At 61.4% G+C, this 14,629-nt stretch carries 12 protein-coding genes and 2 tRNA genes; 8 read left to right on the plus strand and 6 right to left on the minus strand.

The genetic code is table 11. From position 1 onward, the window contains the following. Window positions 1-163 precede the first annotated feature (163 nt). The gene (locus F4V58_RS02585; RefSeq protein WP_075733106.1) at window positions 164-1,765 is read left to right on the plus strand and encodes a peptide ABC transporter substrate-binding protein; all 1,602 of its coding nucleotides are present in this window, start codon (window positions 164-166) and stop codon (window positions 1,763-1,765) included. 210 nt (window positions 1,766-1,975) lie between these two features. Here F4V58_RS02585 and F4V58_RS02590 read toward each other — a convergent pair. Next, window positions 1,976-2,051, minus strand: a tRNA-His gene (locus tag F4V58_RS02590). A 166-nt stretch (window positions 2,052-2,217) separates the two neighbouring features. After that, window positions 2,218-2,868, minus strand: coding sequence for an oligoribonuclease (orn, locus tag F4V58_RS02595; RefSeq protein ID WP_075736418.1), 651 nt, complete (start codon window positions 2,866-2,868; stop codon window positions 2,218-2,220). 399 nt (window positions 2,869-3,267) lie between these two features. Here orn and F4V58_RS02600 point away from each other — a divergent pair, with 399 nt between their 5' ends. Continuing rightward, window positions 3,268-4,776: an alanine/glycine:cation symporter family protein gene (locus F4V58_RS02600; RefSeq protein WP_075733108.1), complete on the plus strand. Its 1,509-nt coding sequence runs from the start codon at window positions 3,268-3,270 to the stop codon at window positions 4,774-4,776. Between the two features lie 57 nt (window positions 4,777-4,833). Here the strand turns inward: F4V58_RS02600 and cmrA are convergent, their stop codons facing one another. Further along, on the minus strand, window positions 4,834-5,643 hold the full coding sequence (cmrA, locus tag F4V58_RS02605; RefSeq protein ID WP_075733110.1) for a mycolate reductase: 810 nt from the start codon (window positions 5,641-5,643) through the stop codon (window positions 4,834-4,836). A gap of 81 nt (window positions 5,644-5,724) precedes the next feature. Here cmrA and F4V58_RS02610 point away from each other — a divergent pair, with 81 nt between their 5' ends. Further along, entirely contained in the window at window positions 5,725-5,910 is a 186-nt protein-coding gene (locus F4V58_RS02610; protein ID WP_075733112.1) for a PspC domain-containing protein, read from the plus strand. 117 nt (window positions 5,911-6,027) lie between these two features. Here the strand turns inward: F4V58_RS02610 and F4V58_RS02615 are convergent, their stop codons facing one another. Next, window positions 6,028-7,455 carry a cutinase family protein gene (locus F4V58_RS02615; protein WP_075733114.1) on the minus strand — a complete coding sequence of 476 codons (1,428 nt, stop codon included), beginning with the start codon at window positions 7,453-7,455 and terminating at the stop codon, window positions 6,028-6,030. Window positions 7,456-7,513: 58 nt separating this feature from the next. Continuing rightward, a tRNA-Arg gene (locus tag F4V58_RS02620) sits at window positions 7,514-7,586 on the minus strand. A gap of 83 nt (window positions 7,587-7,669) precedes the next feature. Between F4V58_RS02620 and F4V58_RS02625 the strand changes: the two genes are divergently transcribed. From F4V58_RS02625 to F4V58_RS02645, 5 genes are all read left to right on the plus strand, one after another. Beyond that, complete coding sequence (locus F4V58_RS02625) at window positions 7,670-9,727, plus strand: bifunctional copper resistance protein CopD/cytochrome c oxidase assembly protein (RefSeq protein ID WP_075733116.1); 2,058 nt, start codon at window positions 7,670-7,672, stop codon at window positions 9,725-9,727. A gap of 190 nt (window positions 9,728-9,917) precedes the next feature. After that, the gene (locus F4V58_RS02630; protein ID WP_075733118.1) at window positions 9,918-10,571 is read left to right on the plus strand and encodes a single-stranded DNA-binding protein; all 654 of its coding nucleotides are present in this window, start codon (window positions 9,918-9,920) and stop codon (window positions 10,569-10,571) included. A gap of 102 nt (window positions 10,572-10,673) precedes the next feature. After that, window positions 10,674-12,344, plus strand: coding sequence for an energy-dependent translational throttle protein EttA (ettA, locus tag F4V58_RS02635; RefSeq protein WP_075733120.1), 1,671 nt, complete (start codon window positions 10,674-10,676; stop codon window positions 12,342-12,344). Window positions 12,345-12,358: 14 nt separating this feature from the next. After that, window positions 12,359-12,772 (plus strand): acyl-CoA thioesterase, encoded by a 414-nt coding sequence (locus tag F4V58_RS02640; RefSeq protein WP_245803018.1) that lies wholly within the window; start codon window positions 12,359-12,361, stop codon window positions 12,770-12,772. A 9-nt stretch (window positions 12,773-12,781) separates the two neighbouring features. After that, window positions 12,782-13,405: a DUF8185 domain-containing protein gene (locus tag F4V58_RS02645; protein WP_075733122.1), complete on the plus strand. Its 624-nt coding sequence runs from the start codon at window positions 12,782-12,784 to the stop codon at window positions 13,403-13,405. Window positions 13,406-13,437: 32 nt separating this feature from the next. On the opposite strand, the gene chrA is transcribed toward F4V58_RS02645, so the two are convergent. Further along, on the minus strand, window positions 13,438-14,568 hold the full coding sequence (chrA, locus tag F4V58_RS02650; RefSeq protein WP_245803019.1) for a chromate efflux transporter: 1,131 nt from the start codon (window positions 14,566-14,568) through the stop codon (window positions 13,438-13,440). Between the last annotated feature and the right edge of the window lie 61 nt (window positions 14,569-14,629).

A 14,629-nucleotide genomic window follows, 5' to 3' on the forward strand; every position in this document is an offset into this window, starting at 1 on the left:
GTATCTATTAAAAGGAATTTCCGCGTCGATTTCCCTTAATACCTATCAACCTGCCAAAATAGTGGGGGTGGATTCGTAGATTTTAGGTGCACTCACACAGTAATCTAAAAATGCGAGCCTGATCACAGGAAGTTCAGTTTTTACTATGAGAGGATTCAAAATTATGTACGCAAAGAAGTCTTTGGTGCTGCTGACTGCAGCTGCCACTTCTGTTTCCCTCGTAGCTTGTAGCTCCGACTCCGACTCTGACGGCGCAGCCGGCGGCAAGTCCGAGGGTGGCACAAACTACGTAACGGTTAACGGTAGTGAGCCACAGAACCCGCTTATCCCGGCCAACACCAATGAAACCGGCGGCGGGCGCATTGTAGATTCCATCTACTCCGGCCTGGCTTACTACGACAGCGAAGGAAACGTCCACAACGAGCTGGCCGAATCCATCGACGCCAATGAGGACAACACCAAGTTCACCGTGAAGCTCAAGGACTCCAAGTTCTCCGACGGCTCCCCGGTTACCGCCAACAACTTCGTTGACGCCTGGAACTACGCCGTGGCCAATGATTTCCGCAACGCCTTCTTCTTCGAGCCCATCAAGGGCTACGAGGAAGGCGTGGAGTCCATGGAGGGCCTGGAGGTCATTGATGACAAGACCTTCACCATCGAGCTGGCGCAGCCCGAGGCTGACTTCCCGCTGCGTCTAGGCTACTCCGCGTACTTCCCACTGCCAGCTGAGGCCCTCGAGGACCCGGACGCATTCGGTGAGAACCCGGTCTCCAACGGCCCTTACATCCTCAAAGAGTGGAACCACAACCAGGACGCACTCCTGGTACCCAACCCGGAGTACACGGGTGAGCGGATGCCAGAAAATGACGGCATCAAGGTGGTATTCTACGCCTCCCAGGACGCAGCCTACGCCGACCTTTTGGCCGGCAACCTGGACGTTCTAGACGCCGTTCCGGACTCCGCATTCTCCGTCTACGAGTCCGATCTGGGCGACCGCGCGGTCAACCAGGCTGCAGCCGTGTTCCAGTCCTTCACCATCCCGCAGAACCTGGAGCACTTCGAGGGCGAAGAAGGCCAGCTGCGCCGCGCCGCCATCTCCCACGCCATCGACCGTGAGGAAATCACCGAGACCATCTTCCAGGGCACCCGTACCCCGGCCTCTGACTTCACCTCCCCGGTTGTTTCCGGATGGTCTGACAGCATTGAAGGCAATGACGTCTTGAAGTTCGACCCAGAAAAGGCCAAGGAACTCTGGGCCAAGGCTGATGAGATCAGCCCATGGTCCGGCACCTTTGCCATTGCCTACAACTCCGACGGCGGCCACCAGAGCTGGGTTGAGGCTGTAACCAACCAGCTGAAGAACAACCTGGGCATTGACGCCGAGGGCGCACCTTACCCTGACTTCAAGTCCATGCGTGATGAGATCACCAACCGCACCATCACCACCGCGTTCCGCTCCGGCTGGCAGGCAGATTACCCATCCCAGGGCAACTTCCTGGCGCCGCTGTACGCAACCGGCGCTTCCTCCAATGACGGCGATTACTCGAACCCTGAGTTCGATGCCATGCTGAAGGACGCAGCTAGCGCGGATTCCTCTGAAGCGGCGACCAAGATCTACAACGACTCCCAGAAGATCCTGTTCGAGGACCTTCCGGCTATCCCGATCTGGTACTCCAACGTCTCCGGCGGCTACTCCGAAAACGTTGACAACGTAGTCTTTGGCTGGAACTCTCAGCCTATCTACCACGAGATCACTAAGTCCTAGGGCTCCTGGCTAGCCGCGGTTGTTTGCAAGCACCCCGCTGGTAGAAACGCTGCTGCGGGGTACTGCTTAGGGCCGTTGAAAGTAGCCAGACTCCCGCCGGAATCTTATCCGGCGGGAGTCTGGCTGTTCGTGGAGCGCGGTTTGAAAAAGACCCTTTCCGGTTCCCGGGCACTAAGCCATAGGAACGTTGGAAAGGGTCTTTATCTACTTTGGGGTGGCTGACGGGGCTCGAACCCGCGACAACCAGGATCACAACCTGGTGCTCTACCAGCTGAACTACAGCCACCATTGCCGCTTTGAAAGCAGCGATGATTAGAATAACCTACGTTGGCCAATTTGCAAAAACGCCTGGTGGAGGCCCCGGCTTTGAGCTTGTTAGCAAACCGCACCCGTGCCTAAGCTGCCCAGGAGTTGCAGATCCGGCTGCGGGGGGGGGAGGGGTGCTTGAGCAGTTAGCTTCCGGGGAGAAGGTCTTGGTACGCCGTGGTTACGTCTTCCTGGGTGCTTTGTGCCTGCTCGGACGTTGGCCCTTCGCCAGGGGTGAATACCGCGCGGCGGTAGTAGTCCAGCTCGCGGATGGATTCGATGATATCGGCGAGCGCGCGGTGAGACATGCCCTTTTCGGGCTGGTGGTAGTAGGCCTTGGGAAACCAACGCCGCGAGAGCTCTTTGACGGTGGAGACGTCAATCATCCGGTAGTGAAGTGCGGCATTAAGCCGGGGCATATGCGCGCGGATGAAGGAGCGGTCGGTGGCAATAGAATTGCCCGCCAGGGGGGCGGGGTGCTCCGGGGAGCAATGTTGCGCAATCAGCGCCAGGACGGCGTCCTCTGCCTCTGCGAGGCTAACGGTGGAGGCTCTGATGGCCTCGGTTAGGCCGCTGGAGTCGTGCATCTGCGTCACAAAGCTATCCATGCGGGAGAGCTCTTCTTCGGTCGCGTGGACTACCAGGTCAATTCCCTCACCAATGATCCCCAGGTTGCCATCGGTAATTATCGCGGCTACTTCCACGATTGCATGCTCGTCCGGGTTGAGCCCCGTCATCTCCAGGTCGATCCAGACAATCCGGTCGTGCTTTGCCGGGATTACGTGCGCTGCAGCCATGTCAGGCGCTGCGGCCATGTCAGGCGTCGCGGTGCTTTCGTGCGCTGCAGCCATGTCAGGCGTCGCGGTGCTTTCGTGCGCTGCGGCCGGCTCGGGTGGGCAAGTGTGGTTGGTGGCGGTGTCATTTGAGGTCATGCCTCATCATTGTAGTACCCGGCCGGGGTGGCGCTGCGTGCCCCCAAAAGTGGCGGAAAGTGGAAAAAATTTTGCGGGCGCAGGTCAGTGGGTTTTATGGACGTACCCAGCTATTTCTGTCGTTCAACCGAATTTGGGGTCTGTGTCCCACCGAAAAAAGTTAGTGATTCGATTCACAAGGCCTGCGCCAGTAGGGCATGATATATAGCAATCATTCTAACCCAACTTGAGTTCCATCTCTCTCCTTAAGAAAGGCCCCAAACCATGACAGGATTTATCGATGCCCTCAACGGCATCATCTGGTCCCCGCCCCTGGTGTTCCTGTGCTTGGCCGCTGGTGTGTATTTCACCGTCGCCACGAGGTTCCTGCAGATCCGCTGCATTCCCGACATGATCGCCCAGCTGCGAAATGGTGAAAGCTCCGATAACGGCGTGTCCTCCTTCCAGTCGCTGATGATCTCCCTGGCCGGGCGTGTGGGCGTCGGCAACATCGCCGGCGTGTCCACCGCCATCGCCTTCGGCGGCCCCGGCGCCGTGTTCTGGATGTGGACCGTGGCCCTGCTGGGTTCTTCCACCTCGTTCATCGAATGTACGCTGGCGCAGATTTACAAAGAGCAAGACGTGGATACCGGCGAATACCGCGGTGGCCCTGCCTACTACATTGAGAAGGCCTACAAGCACACCAAGGCTGCTCCCTTCATGCTGGGCTACGGCATTGTGTTCGCTGTCTCCATGATTTTGGCAACCAGCTACTTCCTGCCCGGCATCCAGGCCAACGGCGTATCCGCTGCCATGGAAAACGCCTGGGGAATCGACGTAGTGTGGAGCACCCTGGTGCTAGCTGTCATCCTTGCCATCATCGTTATCGGCGGTGTCAAGCGCATTGCAAACTTTGCCTCCCTGGTGGTCCCGGTCATGGCAGTTATCTACATCATCATCGCGCTGATCATCTTCTTCGCTAACTTCTCCGAAATCCCCCGCGTATTTGGCCTCATCTTTGGCTCCGCCTTCAACTTGAACTCCGCACTGTCCGGCATGCTGGGTGCCGCCATCATGTGGGGCGTTATGCGTGGTATCTACTCCAACGAAGCCGGGCAGGGCACCGGCCCGCAGTCCGCAGCTGCCGCTGAGGTTTCTCACCCAGCCAAGCAGGGCTTTGTCCAGGCCTTCGCCGTCTACATCGATACCCTGTTCATCTGTACCGCAACCGCCTTCATCGTTATCTCCACAGACATGTACCGCGTGTTCGAGGGCGGCTCTGAAGACGGCGTCGTCCGGTACCAGGGCGCGCTTCCTTCCGACGTGGCAGTTGGTCCTGGCTTTGTTCAGGCGGGCATGGACACCCTCTTCCACGGCCTGGGTTCTTCCTTCGTGGCCGTGGCCATTGCCTTCTTCGCCTTCACCACCGTCTTGGCCTACTACTACATGGCAGAGACCAACCTGGCCTACTTCAACCGCTGGATGAAGTCGCGCACCGCACGCCGTGGCGTGGTTTGGGCACTGCGCGTGCTGATCATCGTCTCCGTCATTGTTGGCGGCACCACCTCTCCGGGTGCTGCGTGGGCACTGGGCGATATCGGCGTGGGCGCCACCGCCTGGCTCAACATCATTGCCATTCTCTTCCTGCAGGTGCCAGCTCTCAAGGCTCTGCGTGACTACGAGTCGCAAAAGGGTGTGGGAATGGACCCACAGTTTGACCCAATCAAGCTGGGCATCAAGAACGCTGACTTCTGGGAGCGCCGTACCGCTTCTTTGCGGGCGCAGGTTAAGTAACCAGCTATAAAAAATTCCCCGGTCACCTTAAACGCTAGGTGGCCGGGGATTTTTGCGCTATCCCATCTTGGCGTAGAAACTGCCTATCAGCGGCGCGGTGAGCGCGGTGGGAAGGACCAGCCCGGCCAGGTTCATGGCCTTGCCCAAGGGCCCTGGTACTACGCGGCGCTGGTTGCGCTCCATGGCCTCCAGGGTTTCCTTAGAGCAGGATTCATAGGTGGTCCAGAAGAAATCCGGAACAACCTTATCCACAATGCTTTGTTCCTCTTCCGGCACCACGGCCTCCCGTACGGGGCCCGGGGCAAGGAGAGTGCAGCTAATCCCGCTGCGTTTGAGCTCGTAGTGCAGGGCCTCGGTGAAGGCGTTGACGCCGGCCTTGGTGAACACGTAGGTGGCGTTGTTGGGGATGGGCACATTCCCGGCCGCGGAGCCCACGTTGCAGATGGCGCCTTTGCGCCGGGGCAGCATCTGCTCCAGCGCCGCGCGGGTTAGGCGGTGTACGGCCTCCGCGTTGAGCGCGAACTGGTTGGTTTCGTAGTCCCAGTCCTGGTCCATGAATTTGCCAAAGCTAGCAATGCCGGCGGAGTTGATGATGATGGAGATTTCGCGCCCCGCCATGTGCTCAATGAGCCGGTCAACGTCCGCCGGTTTGGACAGGTCCGCAGCAAACACTTCCGATACCGCCCCCAGCTCCCGCAGCTGCGCCGCCACGGTTTCTAGCACTTCCTCCCGGCGTGCGACCAAGATGGTGTTGTAGCCACGCTTGGCAAGGTCAAAAGCCATGGCTTTACCGATTCCTTGGGAAGCGCCGGTAATGAGTGCGAAGGAGTTATCGCTGGGAGCCGGAAGCCCCTTAGTTTTTGCCATTGTGGTGATCCTTTCGCGGTCGGGGTGGTTATTTCTTCAAAGCCTAGCCCACTGGCCCGGCGGGAGGGCATAATGGTGGGCATGACTAACCGATTAACTCGTTCTTCTTCCGACTCCATGATTGCCGGCGTGTGTGGTGGTATTGCCCACTACGCGGGAATTGACCCCACGATAGTCCGCGTGGCTTTCGTGGCAGCCACTGTGATGGGATTTTCCGGCCTCTTCGCCTACATCATCTTGGCAATAGTTATGCCCAAGGATCAGTAGCGCGCCTCAAGCTGCGGCTGCGCCGGGGCTGTTAGTTGGGTGTTTCTACCGGGGTTCGTGGTTGGCGTTATCAGCGCTGGCATACCGAAGGTGGGTGGGGCACCGCAGGGCGCCGGCTTAGAAGGTGGTTTCACGGCGCTGGCCGGCCAGGACCCCGGCGGTAACTTCTTCTAACCAGGAATCCGCGTAGGCGGAACCTAAGCGGCCATTAACGTAGAAGCCGTGGCGGAAGTACGTCATGTGCGCGTAGCCAAATTTGCCCGCCACCTCGAAGGTTTCATCGCGTGGGAAATCAGCGGTGGCGTGTTGCAAGACCGCGCGCACCCACTCCTGGCGGGCTTGTTCCGGCGTAGTTAGCTGCGGCGCCAGGTGCAGGTGGAATAGCTGCCAGTACAAACTCTCTGCCGCTGCAAAGGCCCGGATGCCCTCAACTACCACGCCGCCCCAGTTTCCCACGTGGGGCTCCGCTGCGGTAGCGGCCTCCACGAGGTACTTGTTCGAGGCCCCTTCGTAGGCCAGCTCGGGTAGGGCGTTGACAATGGCGCGCCCCAGCAGCGTGGCCACATCCCCGTTTTTGGTTAGCACCGCGTGGAACCCCAGAATCTCCTCCACGCTGGCAATGAGAGCGGGCAGCTGGAGCAGCCCGTAGCCGTTGCGGCGCAGCTGTTCTTCCGATACCCCGCCGTTGCTCAGGGCCGCTATCAGTTGGCCGCTGGTGGAGTCCACCGGACCCGTCCACTCCACCCGGTTGGCGTAGCCTGCCACGTCCTGGATGACACTGCCGGTGGGGGTGGAACATGCCATGTCCCGGCTATCGCAGAGGGAAAGCACTTTGCCCCGGAGGTTGTGGAAACTCCCAGGCCGTGCGCCTGTCATGCCGCTGCGGCCGGGAAGAACCCCCGTTCCGCCGCCGTTGATAATCTCCCCGCCTGCGGCCATCACTCCGGGCGGGACGGGGCCGTAGAGGACCGTTGGTTGCGGCGGAGTGGCTGGTGCGGGTGCGCCGGTTTCCGATCTGCCCGGGTCCGCCACCACCACGACTGCCGCGACGTTGTCCGGAGCCACCCCGGAGACTTCCCCGGCGGAGACCCGTGCCGCCAGGTCCCCGGCCACGGCGGCGCCCTGGGAGTACCCGATGAGGACAAACTTGGTGTCCGGGCACCAGTGCGCCACGGTTTCCAATTCCCGCTGGCCCGCCTCCACACCAAGCAGTACCGACTCGCCGTAGGTGTGGCCCTCATTGCCCAGACTGGTGGGGGAGAAGGCAGATACCCGGCCCAAGGAAGCGGGGTAAGGGATATTCATGGCGCCCACCGCGTTGGCGCCGAACTTCTCCTGCAGGCGCTCGCCCGGGTTCCACAGATCAAAGAGCAAGTGCGCCGGTAGATCGTGTGACGCGGAGCTAGAAAAGCCCGTTCCGGCGGCCTGGACTACGTGAACCGGGTGGCACGCGCGGGGCAGCACCGCCTGTGCCTGGGCCGGTGGGGCAACAAAAGGCAGTGCGCAGACCAGCGCGACCAGGCGGGCAACGGTGGAACTTGACACAATCCTTCTCCGAAATCCCTGGCCTTCTAACACAAGCAAAACCACTGCTTGACCTGTGTGCCCCCAGCAGGACTCGAACCCGCGACACATGGGGTAGAAACCCACTGCTCTATCCGCTGAGCTATGGAGGCTTTCCGCGCACCAATGAAACTGCGCGACGGGTAAATATATTACACGTTTGGAGATTACATTCACCTACCCGGAGGGAAGTAGAATGCGGGTCATGTCCTCTACGCGCCTTCCCGCCGCCACGCCAGCCCCCTCTACCAGCAGCGCCGCGCGCGGTAGCACCGGAATTTTCATCGGCTTAGGCGTACTGGCGGGGTGTGTGGCTGCCTTCATCTCCTGGTTCTTCCTCCAAGACTCACTGGCCGCGCTGGGAATCCCAGACCCCGGGCGCCTCACAACGGTGGGCCTGCCGTTTATCCGCGCAGCCGCCTGGATGGCGGTAGCAGCCTGCGTGGGATCCTTTTTTGTCTCGGCGTTCCTGATTAGCCCTGGCGCGGGCGGGGATGAACTCATAGGCGCCCCTCTCACCGTTGACGGGCATATCGCCGCCCGCGCCGGGGCCATATCCGCCCTGGCGGTAGCCCTGCTGGCGCTGGTGGAAATACCGCTGGTCTTTTCAGATATCACCGGCAGCCCAGTCAGCGAGGTCCTCAGCCCGGAGCTGATGGCCGTAGCCTTTAACCAGATTGCCACCGCGAAGGCTTGGGCGGTGACGGCGCTGATGGCGCTGGCGGTGGGCATCGGCGGCTTAATCGCACGGAAGTGGGCCGCCCAACCGCTGCTGTTTTTGGGCGCGCTCACCCTGATTGTGCCCCTAGGAATGGAGGGGCACTCCGCGGCCGGCGGGGACCACGACTACGGGACAAACTCCTTCCTCATCCACCTCATTTTCATGGTCATCTGGGTAGGCGGCCTGCTGGGCCTGCTGGCGCACGCGCGGCGGCTGGGCCCGGACCTAACGCGGGCCGTGCGGCGCTATTCCCTGGTGGCGCTAGTAAGCGTGGTGGCAATGTCCATCTCTGGCGTCCTCAACGCCTCCCTGCGCCTAGAATTCAGCGACTGGCTGACCACCCGCTACGGCCTGATTATCGTGGCCAAGGTAGTGCTCACGCTGGTGCTGGCGCTGCTAGGATTTGCCCACCGCCAGCTGACCATTCCGCAGCTAGAGCGCCAACCCGGGCTGTTTAGGCGCGTGGCGCTGGTAGAGCTAGCCGTCATGGCCGCCACCGTGGGCGTAGCCGGCACCATGGGGCGCACCCCGCCGCCACCGCCGCGCGACCCCAACTTGAATGCCATGCAGCTGCTCCTGGGCTACGAGCTGGACGTGGCGCCCACCGCCTGGAACATCTGGACCATGTTCCGCTTTGACATCCTCTGGGGCACGCTGGGGCTGGTCCTGGCGGGGCTGTACGGCTACGCCCTCCACCGCGTGCGCCAGCGCGGGCTGTCCTGGCCGCTGGTGCGCACCGCCTGGTGGATGGCCGGGTCCTTGGGCCTTGTTGTGGTGATGTCCACCGGCATTGGCCTCTACATGCCGGCTTTGTACTCCATGCACATGCTGGGACATATGGTGCTATCCATGGTCATCCCGCTATTCCTGGTCCTGGGCGCGCCGCTCACACTTGCCATGGAGGCGTTCGCACCGGCGGATGAGCCCGGCATTCACGAATGGGCGGTGGCTATTACCAAGTCGCGCACCGTGGCGTTTATTACCCACCCGGTAGTCAACGTCACGCAGTTCGTATTCTTCTTCTACGCCATGTACATGTCCTACTCATTCTACGAATACGCCATCTCTGAGCACGCCGGCCACGTGGTGATGAACTGCGTGTTCCTGGCCTCCGGGTACTTCTACTTCTGGGAACTAGTGGGCCCGGATCCGCTGCCTAACCGCCGGCCCACCGCCATCCGGCTGTTCTTGCTGTTTATCTCCATGCCCGTCCACCTCTACGCCGGGGTTTACCTCATGCAGCTAGGGCCCATCCTGGGGGAGGGTTTCTACTCCGCCCTGGGGCTGCCGTGGGCACCCGATTTACACGTGGACCAGAAAGTGGGCGGCGGCATAGCCTGGGGCTTTGGTCAGTTCCCGCTGGTCATTGTCTTCGGATACCTCTTTGTAGAGTGGCTGCGCGAAGACCGCTCCACCGCCCGCCGCATGGACGCCAAAGCGGACCTGGACGGGGACCAAGACCTGGAGGACTACAACGCCATGCTGGCCGCGCTCAACGGTGAAGATGACAGCCGCCACTTTCGCGGAAGGTAGCCAAACCTGTGGATAACTAGCCCAGCGGGGCCGAAAAGCGGCTTGCAGCGCGCCAAACCCAGCCTTAAGGGCAAAGTTATCCACAGGCCAGGTCTTAGCCCTTGGCAGGCGCTAATTCCTTGTGCATGATGAGTGCCAGTGGGGGAGTTCCCCATGTTAGGTACTAAAAATCTGTAAAGGAATTAAAAATATGTCACAACTACCGGTAACTATTGTTGGAAACCTGGCCGCGGACCCGCTGCTGCGGAAGCTGCCCGGGGGAAGTTTGAAAGGAAGCCTGCGGGTGGCGTCTTCGCGCCGCTGGGCCAAGACGGACGCTGAAGGCAACGTTGAATGGAATGAAACCGACCTGCTGTTCATTGATGTTGAGGCGTGGGGGGACCTGGCCGCGCACATGCGCCAGTCTTTAAAGAAAGGCATGCCAGTCATTGTGGTGGGTTCGCTCAACATCTCCCAGTACGAGGACAAAGAAGGCAAGAAGTGTTCCCGCACCGTGCTCCGCGCTACCTCGGTGGGGCTTGACCTTAACCGCTACATCATCGCCTCCCGGCGGATGGACCGTAACAATATCCCCGAAGGAATGGAGCTGCCCGCTGATAATGAGGTGGCCATTGATGAGGACTTCACGGGCGCGGAGAACGGGGAGGCCCCACACGGCGGGGACCAGGGCGCCGGGGGTGGTGCGGGCGCTGCTGAGGCGGCCGGAAAGGCAGACGACACCGCAACTGACACGGCGGCTGACTCCCAGGCGGCGCGTGCTGACTCCCAGGCGGCGCGTGCCGAAACCCGCGCGGCGCGCAAAAAGCAGCCGGTAGCGGCAGGCCAGGGCGCACCGCCTTTCTAGATACTTATCTAGATAAACGCCCCGCGGTGCGAGTCTGAGCTGTGAATCGGGTAGTCTTTGTGGTGATTTTAAATACCTAAAACAATCACGCAAAGGGGAATCATGGCCGAGTTCATCTACACGATGAAAAACGTGCGTAAAGCTATTGGTGACAAAGTTATTTTGGACAATGTCACCATGGCTTTCTACCCGGGCGCCAAAATTGGTGTCGTGGGCCCAAACGGTGCAGGTAAATCCTCCATTCTGAAGATTATGGCAGGAATGGACCAGCCCTCCAACGGTGAGGCGTTCCTGGACCCGGGCGCAAGCGTGGGAATCCTGCTGCAGGAGCCCCCGCTCAATGAAGAAAAGACCGTCCGCGAAAACGTGGAAGAGGGTCTAGGGGAAATCTTTGAAAAGAAGCAGCGCTTCGAAGAAATCGCCGAGGAAATGGCCACCAACTACACCGATGAGTTGATGGATGAAATGGGCAAGCTGCAAGAAGCCCTAGACGCCGCCGACGCCTGGGAGGTTGACTCCAAGATCGAGCAGGCCATGGAGGCACTGCGCTGCCCGCCGTCCGATGCCCCCGTGACCAACCTCTCCGGTGGTGAGCGCCGCCGCGTGGCCCTGGCCAAGCTGCTGTTGTCCGAGCCGGACCTGCTGCTGCTCGACGAGCCCACCAACCACCTGGACGCGGAATCCGTCCTGTGGCTAGAAAAGCACCTGGCTGACTACCCTGGTGCCGTGCTGGCCGTGACCCACGACCGTTACTTCCTGGACCACGTTGCCGGCTGGATCTGTGAGGTGGACCGCGGAAAGCTCTACCCCTACGAGGGCAACTACTCCACCTACCTGGAGAAGAAAGCCGAGCGCCTGGAAGTCTCCGGACAAAAGGACAAGAAACTCCAGCGCCGCCTGAAAGAGGAACTGGCGTGGGTGCGCTCCGGTGCCAAGGCCCGCCAGGCCAAGAACAAGGCCCGTCTGCAGCGCTACGAGGAAATGGCTGCGGAAGCAGAGCAGCACAAGAAGCTGGACTTCGAGGAAATCCAGATTCCTACCCCGCCGCGCCTGGGTAACAAGGTCGTAGAAGTTGAAGACCTCACCAAGGGCTTTGACGGCCGCACCCTGATTAAGGACTTGACGTTCACGCTGCCGCGCAACGGCATCGTGGGTGTGATTGGCCCCAACGGCGTGGGTAAGACCACGCTGTTTAAGACCATCGTGGGCCTGGAGGAGCCGGATTCCGGCACCGTCACCGTGGGTGACACGGTCAAGCTGTCCTACGTGGACCAAAACCGCGAGAACATTGACCCTGAAGCCACCGTGTGGGAGGTCGTCTCCGGCGGCCTGGACTACATCCACGTCGGCCAGAACGAAATGCCTTCGCGCGCCTACCTGTCCGCCTTTGGCTTCAAGGGCCCGGACCAGCAAAAGCCCTCCAAGGTCCTTTCCGGTGGTGAGCGCAACCGCCTGAACTTGGCGCTGACGCTGAAAGAGGGCGGCAACCTCATCCTCCTCGACGAGCCCACCAACGACCTGGACGTGGAGACCCTAGGCTCCCTGGAAAACGCCCTGTCCAAGTTCCCCGGCTGCGCCGTGGTCATCTCCCACGACCGCTGGTTCCTAGACCGGACTTGTACCCACATCCTGGCCTGGGAAGGCAACGTGGAAGAAGGCAAGTGGTTCTGGTTCGAAGGTAACTTCGGTGACTATGAAAAGAACAAGGTTGAGCGCCTAGGCGAAGACGCCGCGCGCCCATCCCGCGTCACCCACCGCCGCCTAACCCGCTAATTAAGGAGCCTGTTGTGTCTGATAACGTGCACTCAATGTTCGTGCCCATCAGGTGGTCCGACTTTGACCGCTACGGCCACCTGATGAACGCCAACTACATTGAGCTGGCCCAGGAAGCCCGCATGCAGTTCGCGCGCGACCACATCTTCCCGGAATTCCCACTGTTTGCGGCCTACGTCCGCCACCTGGATATTGACTACTCCGCGCCGATTAAGCCGGAAGGTATCCGCGAGTTGGAGATTGACACGTGGACCACCAAGGTGGGAAACACCTCTTTCACCACTCACCAGGAAATCCGCGCCCCGCGCGGCCCGGTGGCCTGTGAGGTCAACTGCGTGCAGGTAGCGGTGGACCTTGACTCCGGCATGCCGCGCTCACTCACCGAGCGGGAAAAAGAAATCCTCACCAGCATGCTGGTTGAGGACTAGGACCCAAGGGTGAGTGAGACATTCCAGCTCTCCGCCGGAGCCACGGGCCTACAGGCCTTGCTCTCGCGCACGGTGGGCCTAGACGCCCAAGCGGTTGCCCGCCTGCGGCAGCACGACCAGGGCACGGTGGAAGTCTTTGTGACCACGCCGTTTGAGGTCGTGGCCGCGCGCCGGGTGGGCGGAACCGTCAGCCGCGATGGCGCCGTGGTGTCTGCGGCGGCCCTGCTGGAAGCCGTGGCCGCTGGCCGGGAGTTTTCCGGGCCCGCCATGGACTTCTCCTGGCCGGGCGCGTTGCCCCCGGCTTCCGGGTTTACCCTCCTAGACCAGCTTCCGGTCACGGTGGTTCGCGAACTTTCCGATGCCGGGCAATCCCTGGCACGGCAGTTCTCCGGCCCGGCCGGCCCTCCCAAGTCTTTGATGGAGCAAAAGGTGCTCACGGTTGCCGGCGGCGGCCAGGAGGTAGACATTCCCATGCGGATGATCTTCGCCTGCACCAGCCTGGGTTTAATCCCCGGGTTCGCGGCGCCTCTGGATATCCCGCGCCATTTGCGGGTTTCCGCGCTTGGCCGGTGGGTGCGCGTGGACGCGCCCTATGGGAGTGTTTATCACTCCACGCGGCTGTCTTTGTTCTAAGGCAGCGCCGGCGTTTAGAGCAGCCCCGGCGTTTAGAGCAGCGCCAGTCCCAAGGCCGCCGCGCCCAGCGCCACGGTCCACGGGGGAGCCTTGAACACCAGCGCCGCGAACGCACCCACCGCGATGGCGGTCTGACCCGCACCGGTAACGCCGTGGGTGATAATGGGGTCCCACAGCGCATGGGCCAGCAGCCCTACTACTGCGGCGTTCACGCCAGCGAAGGCACCGCGCACGCGCGGATTGGCGCGAAAGATTCCCCAAAAGTACAGCCCCGCCAGCGTGAGCAGCGCGCCCGGCAGGAAGATACACAGCGTGCCCAGCACCGCGCCGCCGATACCGCCGTCCACCGCGCCCACGTACGTAGCGAAGGTAAACAGCGGGCCCGGCATGGCCTGCGCCAGGGAGTACCCGGAGAGGAAATCAGCCTGGCTGACCCAGCCGCTGGCCACGAATTTCTCCTCCAACAGCGGGAGGACAACATGCCCGCCTCCAAAAACCAGCGCCCCCGATTCATAGAAGGCGCTGGCGCGTTCGAATACCCTCACCCCGCTGAGGGCAGCTAGCCGGAGGACCACCAGGAGCCCGAAGAATAGAATGGCGCTTCCCCAGCCCAGCGCAGGGGGTACGGTGCGCAGCGGGGGAGCCTGCGCCAGTGTCCCGGTGGGGCGCAGGAGTAGTGCGCCGGCCGCGGCGGCAAGGAGTATCGGCAGCAGTTGCGGCAACCAGAACAGCGAAGCGAACGTTGCCACGGCAAAAGCAGCCGTCACCGGACCGGTGATGAGCTTGTGCGCCATCCCCACAACGGCGTGGGCCACAACACCTGCGGCGGCGGCCAGGAGGCCGTGCACCCAACCAGCGTCAGCCAGCGTTCCGAGACTGAGCCCAAATACCCCCATTATGAGGGCAGAAGGTGCGGTAAACCATAGCCACGAGTACGCCATACCGGTTAACCCCGCCCGGTCATAGCCAATGGCCATGCCCACCTTGGAGCTACCCGGGCCGGGCGTGAATTGGGCGAGTGACACCAGGTCCGCGTAGGTATTATCGGTCATCCACCTGCGGCGTTGCACCACCTCGGTCCGGAAATAACTGAGGTGGGCGGCGGGGCCACCGAAGGAGGTCCACCCCAGGGGGCCAAACGCGCGGCGAATTTCTGCAAGCATGTTTTTACACATTAGCCGTGCCGGGGCCTTATGTCCTGTGGCAAACTTGGTGCAAACAACT

Origin of the sequence: Corynebacterium phocae, from assembly GCF_008693075.1 — a bacterium.
Classification (GTDB): domain Bacteria; phylum Actinomycetota; class Actinomycetes; order Mycobacteriales; family Mycobacteriaceae; genus Corynebacterium; species Corynebacterium phocae.

Excerpts from the sequence above, each read along its gene's own strand:
- F4V58_RS02585 (WP_075733106.1), top strand. The coding sequence starts at position 164 with ATGTACGCAAAGAAGTCTTTGGTGCTGCTGACTGCAGCTGCCACTTCT.
- orn (WP_075736418.1), bottom strand. The coding sequence starts at position 2,868 with ATGGCTGCAGCGCACGTAATCCCGGCAAAGCACGACCGGATTGTCTGG.
- F4V58_RS02600 (WP_075733108.1), top strand. The coding sequence starts at position 3,268 with ATGACAGGATTTATCGATGCCCTCAACGGCATCATCTGGTCCCCGCCC.
- cmrA (WP_075733110.1), bottom strand. The coding sequence starts at position 5,643 with ATGGCAAAAACTAAGGGGCTTCCGGCTCCCAGCGATAACTCCTTCGCA.
- F4V58_RS02610 (WP_075733112.1), top strand. The coding sequence starts at position 5,725 with ATGACTAACCGATTAACTCGTTCTTCTTCCGACTCCATGATTGCCGGC.
- F4V58_RS02625 (WP_075733116.1), top strand. The coding sequence starts at position 7,670 with ATGCGGGTCATGTCCTCTACGCGCCTTCCCGCCGCCACGCCAGCCCCC.
- F4V58_RS02630 (WP_075733118.1), top strand. The coding sequence starts at position 9,918 with ATGTCACAACTACCGGTAACTATTGTTGGAAACCTGGCCGCGGACCCG.
- ettA (WP_075733120.1), top strand. The coding sequence starts at position 10,674 with ATGGCCGAGTTCATCTACACGATGAAAAACGTGCGTAAAGCTATTGGT.
- chrA (WP_245803019.1), bottom strand. The coding sequence starts at position 14,568 with ATGCTTGCAGAAATTCGCCGCGCGTTTGGCCCCCTGGGGTGGACCTCC.